14 protein-coding genes are annotated in these 14,631 nt (G+C 73.7%); 3 read left to right on the top strand and 11 right to left on the bottom strand.

From position 1 onward, the window contains the following. Positions 1-438: a phage tail protein gene (locus ACFWWU_RS14675; RefSeq protein ID WP_384144229.1), complete on the bottom strand. Its 438-nt coding sequence runs from the start codon at positions 436-438 to the stop codon at positions 1-3. A gap of 83 nt (positions 439-521) precedes the next feature. Continuing rightward, on the bottom strand, positions 522-1,163 hold the full coding sequence (locus tag ACFWWU_RS14670; RefSeq protein ID WP_384144226.1) for an extensin: 642 nt from the start codon (positions 1,161-1,163) through the stop codon (positions 522-524). Positions 1,164-1,452: 289 nt separating this feature from the next. On the opposite strand from ACFWWU_RS14670, the gene ACFWWU_RS14665 reads away from it, so the two are divergent. Both ACFWWU_RS14665 and ACFWWU_RS14660 read left to right on the top strand, forming a co-directional pair. Next, entirely contained in the window at positions 1,453-1,599 is a 147-nt protein-coding gene (locus tag ACFWWU_RS14665) for a hypothetical protein (RefSeq protein WP_384144223.1), read from the top strand. A gap of 1,683 nt (positions 1,600-3,282) precedes the next feature. Further along, entirely contained in the window at positions 3,283-3,498 is a 216-nt protein-coding gene (locus ACFWWU_RS14660) for a hypothetical protein (protein ID WP_384144220.1), read from the top strand. Positions 3,499-3,503: 5 nt separating this feature from the next. Here ACFWWU_RS14660 and ACFWWU_RS14655 read toward each other — a convergent pair whose 3' ends face one another. From ACFWWU_RS14655 to ACFWWU_RS14640, 4 genes are all read right to left on the bottom strand, one after another. Then, positions 3,504-3,656, bottom strand: a complete 153-nt coding sequence (locus tag ACFWWU_RS14655) for a DUF6760 family protein (protein ID WP_017242135.1) — start codon at positions 3,654-3,656, stop codon at positions 3,504-3,506. Beyond that, a complete protein-coding gene (locus ACFWWU_RS14650; RefSeq protein WP_384144217.1) occupies positions 3,653-4,072 on the bottom strand; it encodes a hypothetical protein in 420 nt (139 codons plus the stop codon). The genes ACFWWU_RS14655 and ACFWWU_RS14650 overlap by 4 nt, the downstream gene beginning before the upstream one ends. Continuing rightward, positions 4,072-4,515: a phage tail protein gene (locus ACFWWU_RS14645; protein ID WP_024754772.1), complete on the bottom strand. Its 444-nt coding sequence runs from the start codon at positions 4,513-4,515 to the stop codon at positions 4,072-4,074. Before ACFWWU_RS14645 ends, ACFWWU_RS14650 begins: the two co-directional genes overlap by 1 nt. Before the next feature lie 72 nt (positions 4,516-4,587). Further along, positions 4,588-6,168, bottom strand: a complete 1,581-nt coding sequence (locus tag ACFWWU_RS14640) for a phage tail sheath family protein (protein WP_384144215.1) — start codon at positions 6,166-6,168, stop codon at positions 4,588-4,590. Between the two features lie 249 nt (positions 6,169-6,417). Here ACFWWU_RS14640 and ACFWWU_RS14635 point away from each other — a divergent pair, with 249 nt between their 5' ends. Continuing rightward, positions 6,418-8,118, top strand: a complete 1,701-nt coding sequence (locus ACFWWU_RS14635) for a peptidoglycan-binding protein (RefSeq protein WP_384144212.1) — start codon at positions 6,418-6,420, stop codon at positions 8,116-8,118. 88 nt (positions 8,119-8,206) lie between these two features. Here the strand turns inward: ACFWWU_RS14635 and ACFWWU_RS14630 are convergent, their stop codons facing one another. The 5 genes from ACFWWU_RS14630 to ACFWWU_RS14610 form a co-directional block, all read right to left on the bottom strand. After that, the gene (locus ACFWWU_RS14630) at positions 8,207-10,195 is read right to left on the bottom strand and encodes an ATP-binding protein (protein WP_384144209.1); all 1,989 of its coding nucleotides are present in this window, start codon (positions 10,193-10,195) and stop codon (positions 8,207-8,209) included. A gap of 4 nt (positions 10,196-10,199) precedes the next feature. Further along, positions 10,200-10,862: a DUF4255 domain-containing protein gene (locus ACFWWU_RS14625; protein ID WP_384144206.1), complete on the bottom strand. Its 663-nt coding sequence runs from the start codon at positions 10,860-10,862 to the stop codon at positions 10,200-10,202. After that, positions 10,862-11,542, bottom strand: a complete 681-nt coding sequence (locus ACFWWU_RS14620; RefSeq protein WP_384144203.1) for a LuxR C-terminal-related transcriptional regulator — start codon at positions 11,540-11,542, stop codon at positions 10,862-10,864. Before ACFWWU_RS14620 ends, ACFWWU_RS14625 begins: the two co-directional genes overlap by 1 nt. Positions 11,543-11,893: 351 nt before the next feature. Then, complete coding sequence (gene rox / locus ACFWWU_RS14615; protein WP_384144974.1) at positions 11,894-13,321, bottom strand: rifampin monooxygenase; 1,428 nt, start codon at positions 13,319-13,321, stop codon at positions 11,894-11,896. Between the two features lie 165 nt (positions 13,322-13,486). Then, positions 13,487-14,482 carry an oxidoreductase gene (locus tag ACFWWU_RS14610; protein ID WP_384144201.1) on the bottom strand — a complete coding sequence of 332 codons (996 nt, stop codon included), beginning with the start codon at positions 14,480-14,482 and terminating at the stop codon, positions 13,487-13,489. Positions 14,483-14,631 lie beyond the last annotated feature (149 nt).

The raw sequence follows: 14,631 nt of genomic DNA, 5'->3' as shown, positions 1-14,631 counted from the left end.
TCAGGCGCCTCCCGCGTCCGTGAACCCGTGGTGCGCGATCTCCAGGGTCTCGGTGGCGACGGCCGGGCTCGCCGGGTCGAGCGTCGGACCGGTCCAGCGGACCGGCAGCACCTCGACCAGACCCCACTGGGCGACGATCGACCCGTCGGCGCGCAGGGCCGCGATCTGCGCCGTCGGACGGGTGATGCCGGTGGCCAGGGACGAGATCCAGGCGGCCACCTTGGCGGTGTCGGGCGTGAGGGGGCGGGTGAGGCGGATGGTGGAGAAGGTGACGCGCGTGGGGAGCTGCCAGACGAATCCGTTGATGCCGCCCTCCCGGCGCTGCTCCACCTCCACCTCGGAGGAGAGGCCGTCGCAGCCGTTGAACAGGCCGAGGTCCTGGCCGTCGATCGTGAGCTTGAAGAAGACGGTGGATGCGGGGTCCTGCTGCGTGGGCATGGTGGCGGTTCTCTCGGGTAGTTCGGTCGGGGTCGGGCGGAGAGGCCGGGCGGTGGCCGGGGCGGTGGCCGGGCGAGGTCCGGTCAGTGACCGTGGTCCCGGAGTCGGCCCACCCGTTCGCGGTCGGCGCGGAGCTCCGCGCGGAGGAGACGGGAGAGCGGGCTGACGAGCCGTCGGGCCAACTCGTCGAGCTGCGTGGGTGATTCGGTGTCGCCGGAGGAGGACGGGGCGGCGGCCGGAGCGATGCTGCTGCGCTGCACGACGGGCGTCCGGGGGGCGGAGGCGGGGGTGGTCGTGGCGGCGCGGGGGGCCGGCGGGGCCTGGGCGGGTTGGGGCGATGTGTGCGGGGTGGCGGCTTGAGCGGGGGCGGGCGCCGGGGGAGCGGCCGTGGGAGCGCTCTGGCGCTGGATCGACACGGGTCGGGCTACCGGCCGCGCGGCGGCGGGCGGGCCGATCGGCACGACCGGCCGGGCACTGACGGAGGGAGGCGGCGCGGTGTCGCGCTGGACGGTGCGGGCGGGCGCCGGAGTGACGAGGGGAACGACGGGGAGTGACGCTGCCGGGGCACCGGGCGTGGCGGGGGGCGCGGCGGCCGTGCGGTGGCCGGGACCGGTGCGGGCGGGGGCCGCAGACGTACGGGGACCGGTCGGGGCGCTCGCGGGGCCCGGGAGGTTCGGGGCGAGCGGCCGGTCGGAGGCGAGCGGACGCGCGGACCGGCGCTGCACGGTGGGTGCAGTGGCCCGGGGGAGGTCGGTGACGGTGACCAGGGGGACGGGCGCGGGGGTGGCTCGGGGTGCGGTGGGGGAAGTCCGTGACTGGGCCGGTGTACGTGACTGGGCCGGTGCCGGTGCCGGTGCCTGTGCCTGTGCCGGTGCGGCTGAGGCGCGCGTCGGTGCGGCCGGGGAGCCCGGGCCGCTGGGGAGGCTTGCGGTCGTCGGGGAATCCGGGGCGACAGTCGAGGTCGACGCCTGAGGAGGGTGCGCTGCCGAGGCGGCGCGCTGAACGGTGGGAGGGATGGGCGCGGTGACCCCGGGCCGTATCGGGCTCGAAGCCGTGGCGGGCGTCGGCGTCGGCGGGGTCGACGAGGACTCCGGCTCGGCCGGGCGAGGCGGGTGGTTCGGTGTGGTGCCGGTGGCACGGGGCTTCCCGGGGGCGCCCTGAGCGTGCGCGGCCAGTGCTTCGGGAGTGCCCGGAACGGGAGAGCGAGGCGCTGCTGTCCGCTGGACCGGTGCCGACTCGGGTGAGGTTGCGGGTGCGGGTGCGGCCTCGGCAGGGCGGGTGGGTTCCTGGCTCGCTGACGCGCGCGTGATGGGTGCCCCGATGGGGGACCTCCGTGGCGCGGGACCCGTACGGGGCGCGGGTGCGTCGGGGGCAGCGCGTCGCACGGGGGCCCCGAGTCCCGGCCGGGCCGGCGGCGTCGCGGCGGTCGGGCCCGGACGGGGCACAGGGTTCGCCGCCGGCGGCGCCTCGGCGGCCGGACGAGCGGGGGCTGTCGGGGCCGTCGGGGCCGTCGGCCCGGCCGGGCCGACGGGAGGCACGGGCACGGTGGCGGAACGTTGCACGGTCGTGCCGAGTCCGGGCCCGGCGGGAGGCGTCGCGGCGCCCGGGGTCGGACGGGCCGACGGGTTCACCGGGGGCACCTCGGCGGCAGGGCGCGCGGGAGCGGCAGGGGCCGTCGGCGGTACGGGCGTGGGTGCCTCGCTCGCCAGAGGTGCCGGGGTCGCCGGAGGCGCCGGGGTGAACGCCGTCGCGTTCCAGTCGGCGCCCGGGGCGCGCCGTGAGCGGCGTACAGGGGGACGGCGCTGCACGGGTGAGGCGGGCGTGCCGCCCGTGGTGGAGGGTGTCCCGGGCCCCGCGGGGGGAGCGGAGCCCGGGACGTTCTGGGACCGCAGGGGAGCCGAGGGCCCCGGTGCGGTGAGGGGCGGCACTTCGGCCGGGGCGGTCGAGCCGCCTTCGGGCGTACGCGAAGAGGTCGCCGACCGCTGGACGGGCGCCGTGCCCGGCGCGGCCGTGCCACCTGGCGGAGCGGTGCCGGCCGGGGCCAGGAGCCGGGGCGGCTGCACGGGCCGCGCGGAGACCAGCGGCGAGCGCCGGACAGGCGGCGCGGGCCGGACGGGTCCTGGGCGTGCCGCACCGGCCGTCGGCGTCCCTCGACGGAGGCCGCCGCCGGTCTCCCCGACGGGCGCGACGGCCGGTTCGGCGGCCTTGGCCTCGGCGGCAGCGGGCCCGGTCGCCGGTACGGGACCGCCGACGTGCGCGGCGGCCCGCTGAACCGCCCGGGGAGCCGGCCGGGCCGAGGGCGCGGACGGAGAGGCCGACGGAGATGCGGACGGTGAAGGTGAGGGAGACGTGGACGGTGAGGGTGAGCGTGAGGATGAGGATGAGGATGAGGGAGAGGGCGAGGGTTCGGGTGCCCCGGACGGGGGAGCCGGTCGGGACGCGTCCGCGCGCCCGGTCACGCGGGGCGCGCCGTCCCCTCGTACCGGAGCGGACGCAGCCTCCCCCCGTACCGGGCGGCGACTCGTCCCGACGCTCCGCACACCCGAGGGGGCGGCGGCGCGCTGCACGGCCGCCGGCGCGGCGCCACCGGCCGGTGCCCCCGCCGTCCGTACACCCCGGGTCGCGGACGCGGAGCCGGCCTCGCCGCCCGATCCCGATCCCGGTCCCGCACCGGGCGCCGTTCCCGCCACCGGAAGCCGCAGCCCCGGCAGTTCCGGCGGTTCCGTTCCCTCCGGGCGGGGCGCCTGCCGGGGCACGGGCCGTACCGCGTCCAGGAGCAGCCCGCCGGGCGCGTCCGGCACCGCGCCGTGGCCGAGGTCGGTCTGGAAGGAGGGGTTCCAGTGGGTGGCGAGCGATGCGGCGAAGCCGTGCTCCGCGATGGTGCGCGGAGCGTCGACGACCCGCTGTACGGGGGGCAGCGCCCGCCACGCGTCGCCGGGCGCCGTGGCGCGGGCGACGGGCGCCGTGCTCTCCTCGGAGGCACCGGCCTCCGCCCCGGGCGACTTCCGCGCCCGCCACTTCCCGAACATGCCCATCCTCTCCGCCCTCCCTTCGCCGTAAAGCCCTTACGCCTGTGACCGCTCCACCAGCGAGGCCACCTGTGCCACGTACCTCCGCCGGTCCGCGTGTTCCAGGTCGAGGATGTCGTCCATGCCCCAGTGGAAGTGGAAGGCGAGGTACGCGGTCTCCTCCTCGATCCGGTCGACCGCGTACGTCACGATTCCCCCAGGCGGCTCCCGGCCAGCTCGACCTCGAAGGACTCCTCGCAGTGCGGGCAGGCGACGGCGGCCCTGGTGTGGCCCTCCGCGTTGATCTGCCGGTAGAAGTCCTGGAGGAACGCCAGGTCGGAGGCGAACATGTTCTCCACCGTCCCGTCGTGGACCGACGGGAGCGTGCCCAGCCGGGTGATCACCCGGCCGAGCAGCACCACGGACAGGTACGCCGGGTTCTCGCGGACCCGGATGTCACGCAGCGGGAGCAGCTCGTCCCGTGCCGTGGCCAGCCGCATCGCCCCGTTGCGGTGCACCGTGCCCGCCTCGTCGACGAACCCGCGCGGCAGCTCGAACTCGAACTCCGTACGAAGAGGCTCCTGTTGGCGGTGGTGTGGCGTACCCGCCGATCCTTCGCGTCGCATTAGCCGAGGGTCAGCTCTTCGAAGGTGATGGTGACCTGCTCGGTCAGGGCAGCCGCGTCACCGGCCTTGGTCGCGCTCAACTCCACCTTGGTGCACCAGGCGTTGCGCAGGTTGTAGCGCTTCACCTCGCTGAGCTGGTAGTCGAGGAAGATGATGGACGCGTCCTTGCGGGCCGCGCCCATGTCGCCGGCGATGGACGACGCGATCCACTCGGTGAAGGCGGCGGACTGCGTGGCACCACGGGTCACCGTGCACTCGCCGGCCTTCTTCACACCGGGGAGCTTCTTGATCATCGGCTTGCCGTCCGCCGAGACCTGCTGGAACTCGATGACGTCCTGCTCCATCGAGAGGCCGCTGATCTCCTGGAGGGTCTCGACCATCACACCGTCGATCTGCAGGCCGAAATTATGGGTAGTGAGGGCGTCACCGGTGTCGAGGGACATGGGGGATCACTCCTGTTCGTGTGGCGGGTGCTGGCTTGGGGGTCGTGCGGTGGCGCGGAGGGGGCCGGGGGCCTACTCCTCCAGGTCGCCGCCGCCGCCCTGGAACTGCGCGAGGCGGAAGACGACGAACTCGGCGGGCTTCACGGGGGCGATGCCGATCTCGCACACCACGCGGCCGAGGTCGACCGACTCCGGGGGGTTGGTCTCGGCGTCGCACTTCACGTAGAAGGCGTCTTCGGCACGCTGGCCGAACAGGGCCCCCTGGCGCCACTCGTTGACGAGGAAGGCCGAGATGTTGCGGCGGATCCGCGCCCACAGGGACTGGTCGTTGGGCTCGAAGACGACCCACTGCGTACCGACGAGGATGGACTCCTCAAGGTAGTTGAAGTAGCGGCGGACGTTCAGGTAGCGCCAGGCCGGATCGGAGGCCAGTGTCCGCGCGCCCCACACCCGGATCCCGCGGCCCGGGAACGCGCGGATGCAGTTCACCCCGATCGGGTTGAGCAGGTCCTGCTCGCCGCGCGTGATCTGCAGCTCCAGGTCGACCGCGCCGCGCACGATCTCGTTCGCGGGGGCCTTGTGGACACCGCGCTCGGAGTCGTTGCGGGCCCACACGCCGGCCATGTGGCCGGACGGCGGAACCGTACGCGTCTGGCCGGTCGCCGGGTCGAACGACTTGATCCACGGGTAGTAGAGGGCCGCGTACCGCGAGTCGTAACCGGCCGTCTCCTGACGCCAGGTACGGATGTCGCGGGCGTTGAGGGCGGGCGGCGGGTCGAGGATCGCCATCCGGTCGCCCATCAGCTCGCAGTGGGCGATCAGACCGAGCTGGACGGCCTTGACCTGCTCCAGGTCGATGAGCCCCTGCTGGTAGGCGGCCATCAGGTCGGGCACGGCCACCATGTTGATCTCGTCGTACGCCTCCAGGCCGCCGAAGCCCGTGCGGTCGGCCGAATCGCCGATGAACTGCCCGGACTCCAGCGCGGCGGACGCGCCGGTCGCCGCCGCGACCGGCGCCGGAACCTGCGCGGGCGGAGCGAGCGTCACGGCCTGCGCGTCGGGCCTGACGAGCTGCCCGCCGGCCGCGGCCTCCTCCAGGACGATGGTCTTGGAACGCTGCTTGACCTGCGCCACGACGAAGTTGCGGGCGCTCTTCTTCGCGGAGGCGTCGAAGCTCTCCACGACCTTCTCGCCGTCCTTGACGACCAGCTTGAAGCGCTCGGCGTCGCCCTCGATGTCCTGCACCTCGACCGTGAGCGACCCGCCCGCCTCCGATCCGGCGGCGATCGCCGCGACCCGGAACGCGCCGAGGGCGACGGCCTCACCGGCGACGAGCCGCGGCTCGACGGGTGCGGCGGATCCGATGGCCTGCGTGGCGCCCAGCGCGTCCCCGCCGCCGACGCGCACGACGTAGGCCGCCGTGCCGCCGTTGTTGAAGAACCCGTAGACGGAGTGGGCGAGGTAGTACCCGTCCGTGAAGTCGCCGAACGAGGCCACGTACTGCGACCAGTTGGTGACGAGCACCGGCTCGTTGAGCGGCCCGACGGGTGAGAGCCCGACGAACGCGGCGACGGAGGTCCCGACACCCTCGATGGGACGGGAGCCGCTGGCGACTTCCTCGACGTAGACGCCGGGGGACAGGTAGGTGGGCACGGTCGGTTGCTCCTCGCTGGTGGGGTCGGTCGGCATCGGCGCTGCCGCGGCGCTCCGACACGGCCGACTCTCCCCTGAAGTCCGTCCCTCGCGGGAGGAATGAACGGGCGGGCACGAGGGCAGGAGAAGGTGCCCGAAAGTCCCGTGCCCGAAGGGTCGGCCCAGGGGGCGGCGCGGGCACACGATCCTGCCCGCGAACAGGGACTTTCGGGCAGCCGCGCACCGCACTCGCACCCCTAGCCTTCGCCCATGACCATGTGGACCTCTCTGGACCCGGCCGATGTGACCGTCGAGCCAGGGGCCCGGACCTCCGCCCGCCTGCGGGTACGCAACACCGGGGACACCGTCGAGGAGTACCGGCTTTCGATCGTCGGCAAACCCTCGGGATGGGCCCGGGTGGAGCCGGACGTCCTCCGCCTCTACCCGGGCAGCGAGGGGACCGCCGAGATCTCGTTCGCCCCGCCCCGCTCGTCGGACGTGGAGGCCGGACCCGTCGCGTACGGCATCCGTGTCGATCCCCGGGAGAACACCGGCGCCCGGGACGTGGTGGAGGGCCGGCTGACCCTCACGCCCTTCACCGAGACACGCGCCGAACTGCTGCCACCCGCGCTCATCGGCCGCTTCCGCGGCCGGGCCCGGATCGCCGTGGACAACCTCGGCAACACTCCGCTGACCGCTTCCCTCGTGGCCCGCGACGACGCGAACCGTCTCACCTTCGACGTACGGCCCAACGCCGTGCAGATCGCCCCCGGCCGCGCCGCCTTCGGCGAGCTCGTGGTCCGGCCGCAGGCCGTGCGGTGGACCGGTGCCGAGGAGTCGCACCGGTTCACCGTGGCCGTGCGGCGCGCGGGCGACGACACCACCCTCGACCTCGACGCCACGTTCGACCAGCGTCCCGTCCTCGGGAACTGGCTGGTGGTGGCGGGCGGACTCCTGCTGACCGCCGTGATCGCCTTCGTCGTGCTCTGGTTCAACTTCTCGCCGAAGATCGTCAGCGCGGCCAAGGAGATCCGGTCGACGAGCGCGCCCAGGCCCGCGCCGCAGGGCAGTGGGGACGCGCTCCCCGAAGCACCCCCGCCGCCCAGCGAGACCGGAGGACCGCCGGCCGGCGGGAACGAGTCCGGCGGCGCCCCGCCCCCCGCGGACGGGGCGGCACCGCCGCCCGCCGACGGAGACGGCGGCGGGGGCGGCGGGAACGGCGGCGGTGGAGACGGCGGCGGTGGTGGGGACGGCGGTGATTCGGGCGGCGACACGACCGAAGCCGGACCCCGCGAAGGCACCTCGACCCAGCCCGTGCAGGACGGCGGCGAGGCCACCGCACCGGGGCCGGGCACCGGCGACGGCGGAAACAAGCAGACCACGCCCCCGCCCGCCCCGGTGAGGACCGGACCCCCGTGGCGCATGGGCGACGCGCCGGAGATCGTCGTCGAGTTCGCCCAGGAGCGACTGGCCGCGCTCGACAACGCCTGCGACCTCAAGCCGGGTTGGACCAGGGGCGTGATCGACGGGCGGACCCGTGACTCCCTTGCCTGCTACCAGAACCTCGTCGTCTCGGACGGCGAGACCAGGGGGAAGAACTCCGCCGCGATCTTCGACACCGACACGGAGGGCGAGCTCGGCCGGGCCACGCTCACCTCTCTGTGGGCCCAGGGGATCACACCCGAAAAGGTGCAGGCCGGCACCACCACGTGGCAGACCACCCAGCTGATGGCGGCCTTCTGGTGGGCGATCAACCGCGGCTTCGACGCCGGCGACATGGTCACGGCGCGCACCAACGCCCAGTACGGCATCGACCACTTCCGTGAGCGGCGGGACAAGACCAGCAAGTACAGCACTCAAGTCGCCGACCACATCAAGCAGTACCAGTCGGCCGTCGGGCTCCCGGCTACCGGCGAAGTCAACTGGGACACGCTCAAGAAGATGGTCGGCGGCAGCGTGAAAACGAGCTGACGAGCGAGGGATGTGAACGGTCGAGGGGGCCACCCGCACGGGTGGCCCCCTCGACGAGGTCTCAGGGGGCATGCCCGCCCCCACGTCCCTACGGTGCCCAGGGCATGCCCGCGTCGAGCACCAGCCGTCCCGCCTTCTCGTACTCGCGCCGCGCCCCGGCCCGTACGTCCTCCGCGGTCACGGCCGAGCCGCGCGCCGCCGCCAGGTATCCGGCCGTCACCGCCGCCGACCGGATCGCACCTCCCGCGAGCGCGAACTCCGTCGCGCAGCGAGCGATCTCCTCGCCGAGGCCGTCGGCCTTCGGCGTGCCCGCCAGACAGGAGTGCCAGAGCGCGACCCGCTGCCCGGCGTCCGGGAACGGGAAGTCCACGACCAGGTCGAGCCGGCGGGTGAACGCCTCGTCGATGTTGGCCCGGAGGTTGGTGGTGAGCACCGCGATCCCGGCGAACGACTCGAGCCGCTGGAGCAGGTACGCGCTCTCCAGGTTGGCGTACCGGTCGTGCGAGCTCTTCACCTCCGACCGCTTGCCGAACACCGCGTCGGCCTCGTCGAAGAGCAGCACGCAGTCCGTGCGGTCCACCTCGACGAAGATCCGTTCCAGGTTCTTCTCCGTCTCGCCGACGTACTTGTCGACCACCGACGACAGGTCCACCACATAGAGGTCCAGGCCCAGTTCGCCCGCGACGACCTCGGCGGCCAGCGTCTTTCCGGTGCCCGATTCGCCGGCGAACAGCGCGACGACACCGCGCCCGCGTCCACCGCCGGTGCGCAGCCGCCACTCGCCGAGCACCCGGTCCCGGTTGCGGGCCCGCCCGGTCAGCTCGCGCAGCATCCCCAACGGCGCTTCGGGCAGGACGAGATCGGCGAATCCGACGGCCGGCCGGATGCGCCGGGCATGGCTGTCCAGGAGCGGCGCGGAGACCAGCCGGGCGCTGCGCTGCACCTGCGCGAGGGTCGGCGCGGTGCCCTCGAACGCCGCGAGCGCCCGCGCCGAGCGAGCCGCCCGACGGACCTGGTCGCCGCTGAGCCGGTACGGCGCCGTGGCCTCGTCCAGGTCGAAGTCGACGTCCCGCCCGCCCAGTTCCTGGTGCCACAGGTCGTCGCCGGGGCCCGCCGCTCCGTCCGGCGCGTCGAGTGCGAGCAGGTCCGCGTCCGGCGCCCACCTCGGGTCGGGCGCGTCGGTGCCCGCGAGGACCACCGTGACCCCGGCCGAGGCCAACACCCGTACGAGCAGCCCGGGTTGTGCGGGCAGCGGCTCGACGGCCACAGCGGCGCCGCGCAGCCGCGCCTCGCGCAGCAGGGCGCGCGCCGTCCCGACGTCGACACACTCCGGCCGGTACCGGAGCACGGGCCGCCCGGCGTCGCGCAGCGCGGCCACGACGGAATCGGTGGCGGCACCGGGGACCCGCTCCCGCAGGTGTACGGTGACAGGCCCGGCGGCCGCGACGCGGGCGCCGAGCGTCACGGGCACATGAGCCGCCCGCGCCTCGCCCACCCCGGTCGGCGGCAGCAACTCCACACCCACGCCGAGCAGTTCCGCGTCCAGTCGGCTGTCGTCGCCCAACAGGTGCGCCACCAGACGCTCCGGCACGCGCAGCGCCCGCCCCGGCAGCGGCCGGTCCTCGTCCTCCACGACCAGCAACCCCCCGGCGAGCAGCGGCGCCGCAGGGTGGAAGCGGCCCCGGGCGGCCGGATCGAAGGGGCCGGTGCCGGCGAGGTCGAGGGCGAGCGCCACGGTGGCGCGGCGCCGTCCGACGTCGTCGTTGAGGTACCCGTACAGCGCCTCGAAGCCCCGGTCCACATCGGGCGCGAGTGCCGCGACGAGAACGTGCGCGTCGAGGGCGGACAGACCGAAGGTCCGGATGAGTGCCGCGAGCGGGACCGAACCGCCGGCGTCCGGCAGCGTGACGGCATCGTCGTCCCCCGCCGTGCGCACCGGCTCGGCCGCGATCCGGCGGGCCGTCTCCTCGGTGACGTAGAGGCCGCGCAGCGGATCGCCCGCCGTGGGGTCCCCGGCGGCGCGGGCGTCCACGAGCGCGGCGACTCGCGTGCGCAGCGCGGTGATCAGTTCCAGCACGCCCTCACCGCCCGCTCTCGTCGTGCGTGCCGCGGGCGGTGGCCGCGGTGCTCACGGTGGTCACCGAGCGCCGCATCATCCGGGGCCTGGAGTCGCCGGGCACGCCGTCGATCCCGCGCACGACGAGCTCCGCCCCCTCGGTGACCGGCGGCGCCACCTCGTACACCGGGGTGACCGGGAACGGGGTGCTGACCACGACGTCCAGGGAGGGCTTGAGCTCGCCCCCGAGCGCCGACCAGATGTCCGCCAGCGACCGTGACTCCGCGGGCGGTACCGCGACGGACAGCGGAAGGGACTCGGTGATCGGCCGCACCGACTCCGGCACCGCGTCGCCGGTCAGCACCTCGTGGGGGAGCAGCAGCGCCAGCGCGCCCGACAGCAGCCGGTGCTCGTCCTCCGGCCGGGCCGTCCAGGCGGTCACCAGGTACGAGAGCCGGAACCACCGCGGCGGCTGACGCCTGCGCGTCACGATCCCGCTGGCGTCCCGCTCGGCGTACGCGCCGCGCTCCCGCCGCACCACGTCCTCCCGGATGTCGTACAGATAGGCGTTCAGCGTGGGGGAGTTGCGGCGCGCCGCCCAGTCGCGGGTCGGCGCATCGAAGGCGATGTCGCCCGTGACGGCGGGCGCGAGCAGCCGGCGCAGTGCCTCGTCGATCTCGTGGATCATCAGATGTAGCCTTCGCGGAGCGCGTACGCGACGGCATGCGCCCGGTTGGTGAGCTGGAGACGCGTCATCAGCGCGTGCAGGATGTTCTTGACGGTGCGCTCGGAGTACGCGAGCTTCTCGCTGATCTGCCGGGTGTCCAGGCCCTCGGCGAGCAGCCGCAGCACGTCCACCTCACGCGGCGCCATCCCGAAGAGCGGGACGGCCCCGCCGGTGGCCGTCCCCGCCGTGGTCGCCCGCTGGAGCCGCCCCACCTGGTTCAGCAGACGGCTGACCAGGTCCGGCGGCAGCTCGCCCTCGCCACGTGCCGCGCTGTGCACGGCGCTCAGCAGTCGCTGCTCGGTCGCCTGGTGCCGCCAGATGATGGCGCGCACCCCGTACTCGACCACCGCGAGCAGGTCGGGCTCGCGCAGTTCCCGCGCGACGAGGACGACGCGCTGGTCCCTGCCGCGCAGCAGGCGCCGCAGTTCGGCCGTGGTGGGTTCGTCGATCCGGTCGGCCAGCATCACGGCCACCGCCGGGGCGTCCCGGCTCCCGTCGTCCTGCTCCGGGACGAAGTCGACGGTCGGCTGGTGCCGCAGATGGCTGATGAGCCCGGCCCTGCTGAGCGGATCGGATGCGTGGACGGTCACCGTCACCCGCGTGTTGAGCACTCCGGTTACCAGCCCTTTCCCGCGCGCCATGACGGTCCGGGTGTGGTCAGGCACCCGGGCTCGGCGATTAAAGCGGGCATGACGGTGTCTCGCGGCCGCTGGTCGGCGCGCATGGTGGGGCCCCCTGTGTTCTGCTGGTCGTGGCCGGTTCACCGGCCACTGTGGTCCCACCCAGTCTCGGCAGCGGTGCTCACGTCCCGCTGACGTCGCGCTAACGTTCCACTGCCGCCGATCCGACCCCCCGCGCCCCGGCCTGCCATCCCTTCTGGCCTGTGGCTCGCGTCACGTGAAGGGGAGCGGGGCACACGACTGACGTCGGGCGTCGCCAGGGTCGTACGAGAACGGCCGCGGCCCGGTTTCCCGGGCCGCGGCCGTTTCCGCTCAACTCGCGGCGGCTCCGAACCACTTCGGCAGGTGGTCGAGGAGGTCCTGCTGGTCCCCGCCCACCCAGGCGACGTGGCCGTCGGGCCTCAGCAGCACGGCGGGTACGTCGAGTTCCTCGGTGGCGTCGACGACATGGTCGACCCGGTCCGCCCAGCCCTCCACCGACAGCCGGCCGGTCCGGTCGAGCAGCAGTCCGCGACCGGCGTGCATCAGCCCGTACAGGCGCCCCTGCTTCAACTCCAGGTCCCGCAGCCGCCGGCCGAGCAGTTCGTGGCCCTCGCCGAGGTCGTAGCGGACCCCGACCGCGGTGATCGACTCCGTGATGTACCGGTTGACCTCCTCGAAGTCCAGGAGCTTCGAGAACAGCTCCCGCAGGGCCTTCGCGCCAGGAGTGTCCTCCAGGAGCACACCCTGCGCGAGGGTGCTCGTCAGCACGCGCTCGCCTTCCGGGTGCCGTTCGGCGTGGTAGGTGTCCAACAGCCCCTCCGGAGCCCAGCCGTTCACCTCGGCGGCCAGCTTCCAGCCGAGGTTGAACGCGTCCTGCACGCCGAGGTTGAGGCCCTGCCCGCCGGTCGGCGGGTGGATGTGCGCCGCGTCGCCGGCGAGGAGCACCCGGCCGATCCGGTACTGCTCCGCCAGGCGGCTGGCGTCGCCGAACCGGGAGAGCCAGTGCGGCGAGTGCGCGCCGAAGTCGGTGCCGGCGACCTCGCGGAGCCGCTCCGTGAACTCCTCCAGCGTCGGCGTGGCCGGACGGTCCTCGCTCACGTCCGCGGCGGGCACGATGACGCGGTACGTACCGTCCCCGTTGGGGATGGTGCCGAACCGGACATTGGTCGTGCGGATCTCCGCCGTCACCTCGGCCACCGTCGCCGGGTCCTCGGCGAGCGCCATCTCGCCGAGCAGCGTCTCGTTCCTGGCCGGCTGACCGGGGAAGCCGACGCCGAGCAGCTTGCGCACCGTGCTGCGACCGCCGTCGCAGCCGACGAGATAGCGGGCCCGCAGCCGGGTTCCGTCGGCGAGTTCGGCGGTCACCCCCTCCTCGTCCTGGCTCAGCCCGACCAGTTCGCAGCCGCGCCGGATCTCGGCGCCGACCTCGACGGCGTGCTCGGTGAGCAGCCGCTCCGTCTCCGTCTGCGGAAGCAGGAGACCGTACGGGTGCGCGGTGTCCACCTGGTCAGGCCACGGCTTGGTGATGGCGGAGAACAGGGCGCCGACCGAGAACGGCTCGGCGACCGCGCGGAACCGGTCGAGCAGGCCGCGCTGGTCCATCACCTCGACACTGCGTGCGTGGATGCCCCGCGCACGCTGCTGAAGAGTCGGCTCGGTCAGCCGCTCCAGCACGACCACCCGCACACCGTGCAGCCGCAGTTCGGCGGCCAGCATCAGTCCGGTCGGTCCGCCGCCGGCAATGACTACGTCGAGCATCATGAATTCCCATTTCCGCAGGTCGTGGCTTAGGCCGCTGATTCTGCGTCATACCCGGGGCCTTGCCGCAAGCCCCCCGGTGAGCTATATCTTGATCATGGCAAGGAGCGCGTGACCTCCTTGTCATCGTCATGTTCCGGGGCCTTCGCCATGGTCCGGAACCGCTCAGGCCCGAGGCGACAGGGCCGTGGGCCATGCGTAACGCACATCCGTGAGCCGCTCCGAGAGTGCCCACAGCCGGTGTGCCGTAGCGGAGTCCTGGATGGCGCGTTCCCGTCCGCGGAGGACGGGCTCGCCCCGGAGTTGGAACGCCCCGTCGGGCACGACGTAGCTCCCGCCGGGCAGTTCGGGGACGGTCGACGCGTACAGCGAGGTCTTGGCCCCGTCGGCGGTGGGGCGGAACGCGACGCGCAGGAGCAGCTTCGTGAGGATTCCGTACGCGCGGCCCCGCGCGCCGTTGGCGCCGCCGGTGAGGACGTTGGAGCGCGTGAGTCCGGGGGCGACGGCCATGCTGCGCAGCTTCTGCCCGGCGGCGTCGGCCCTGCGTTGGAGCTCCACCGCGAAGTAGAGGTTGGCCCGCTTGGACTGTACGTAGGCGAAGGCGGCCCGGTAGCGGTGCTCGGCGTTGAGGTTGGTCATGTCGAAGCGCGCGAACCGCTGGCCCTCGCTGCTGACGGTGACGACGCGCGGCTCGGGGGCGGCCAGCAGGTGGGGGAGGAGGAGGCCGGTGAGGGCGAACGTACCGAGGTGGTTGACGCCGAACTGCGACTCGAATCCGTCGGCGGTCCGGGCGAACGGCACCATGGCAATGCCCGCGTTGTTGACCAGGAGGTCGATGGGGCCGCGGTTCCAGCCCTCGGCGAAGCCGCGCACGGACGCCAAGTCCGCGAGGTCGAGGAGCCGCAGTTCGGCCTGGACGCCGGGGACGTCGGCGCGCAGCCGTTCCAGCGCGTCCCGCCCGCGCTCGCGGCTGCGGCAGGCCAGGACGACCACGGCGCCGCGGCGGGCGAGTTGACGGGCGGTGGCGTACCCGATGCCGCTGTTCGCGCCGGTGACGACGGCCAGGCGTCCTGACTGGTCGGGGATGGTGTCAGGCGACCAGTCAGGCGACCAGTCCGGGTGGGGTGAGGAGCGGGCAGCAGGCCGGGAGTCGTGGTTCAAGGGGGCCTCGATTCATGGAAGGGCGCACCGGTATTGCAACTCCAAGTTGCGATACGCTGATCCTGTCGCAGTTTCCCTCGCCAGTGCAACCGTCAACGCAACTAGGAGTTGCAATGGAGTCCGCTGAGTCGCCTTCGGAACGCCCTCCC

The organism is Streptomyces sp. NPDC058650 (assembly GCF_042717315.1).
GTDB lineage: Bacteria > Actinomycetota > Actinomycetes > Streptomycetales > Streptomycetaceae > Streptomyces.
The sequence above is the reverse complement of the archived record's forward strand: the minus strand, read 5'-3'. Positions and strand labels throughout refer to the sequence as shown.

What these genes read in the sequence shown, in the direction of transcription:
- ACFWWU_RS14675 (WP_384144229.1), bottom strand. Translation starts at nt 438, where the DNA reads ATGCCCACGCAGCAGGACCCCGCATCCACCGTCTTCTTCAAGCTCACG.
- ACFWWU_RS14665 (WP_384144223.1), top strand. Translation starts at nt 1,453, where the DNA reads ATGGGCGCGGTGACCCCGGGCCGTATCGGGCTCGAAGCCGTGGCGGGC.
- ACFWWU_RS14650 (WP_384144217.1), bottom strand. Translation starts at nt 4,072, where the DNA reads ATGCGACGCGAAGGATCGGCGGGTACGCCACACCACCGCCAACAGGAG.
- ACFWWU_RS14645 (WP_024754772.1), bottom strand. Translation starts at nt 4,515, where the DNA reads ATGTCCCTCGACACCGGTGACGCCCTCACTACCCATAATTTCGGCCTG.
- ACFWWU_RS14635 (WP_384144212.1), top strand. Translation starts at nt 6,418, where the DNA reads ATGACCATGTGGACCTCTCTGGACCCGGCCGATGTGACCGTCGAGCCA.
- ACFWWU_RS14625 (WP_384144206.1), bottom strand. Translation starts at nt 10,862, where the DNA reads ATGATCCACGAGATCGACGAGGCACTGCGCCGGCTGCTCGCGCCCGCC.
- ACFWWU_RS14620 (WP_384144203.1), bottom strand. Translation starts at nt 11,542, where the DNA reads ATGGCGCGCGGGAAAGGGCTGGTAACCGGAGTGCTCAACACGCGGGTG.
- rox (WP_384144974.1), bottom strand. Translation starts at nt 13,321, where the DNA reads ATGCTCGACGTAGTCATTGCCGGCGGCGGACCGACCGGACTGATGCTG.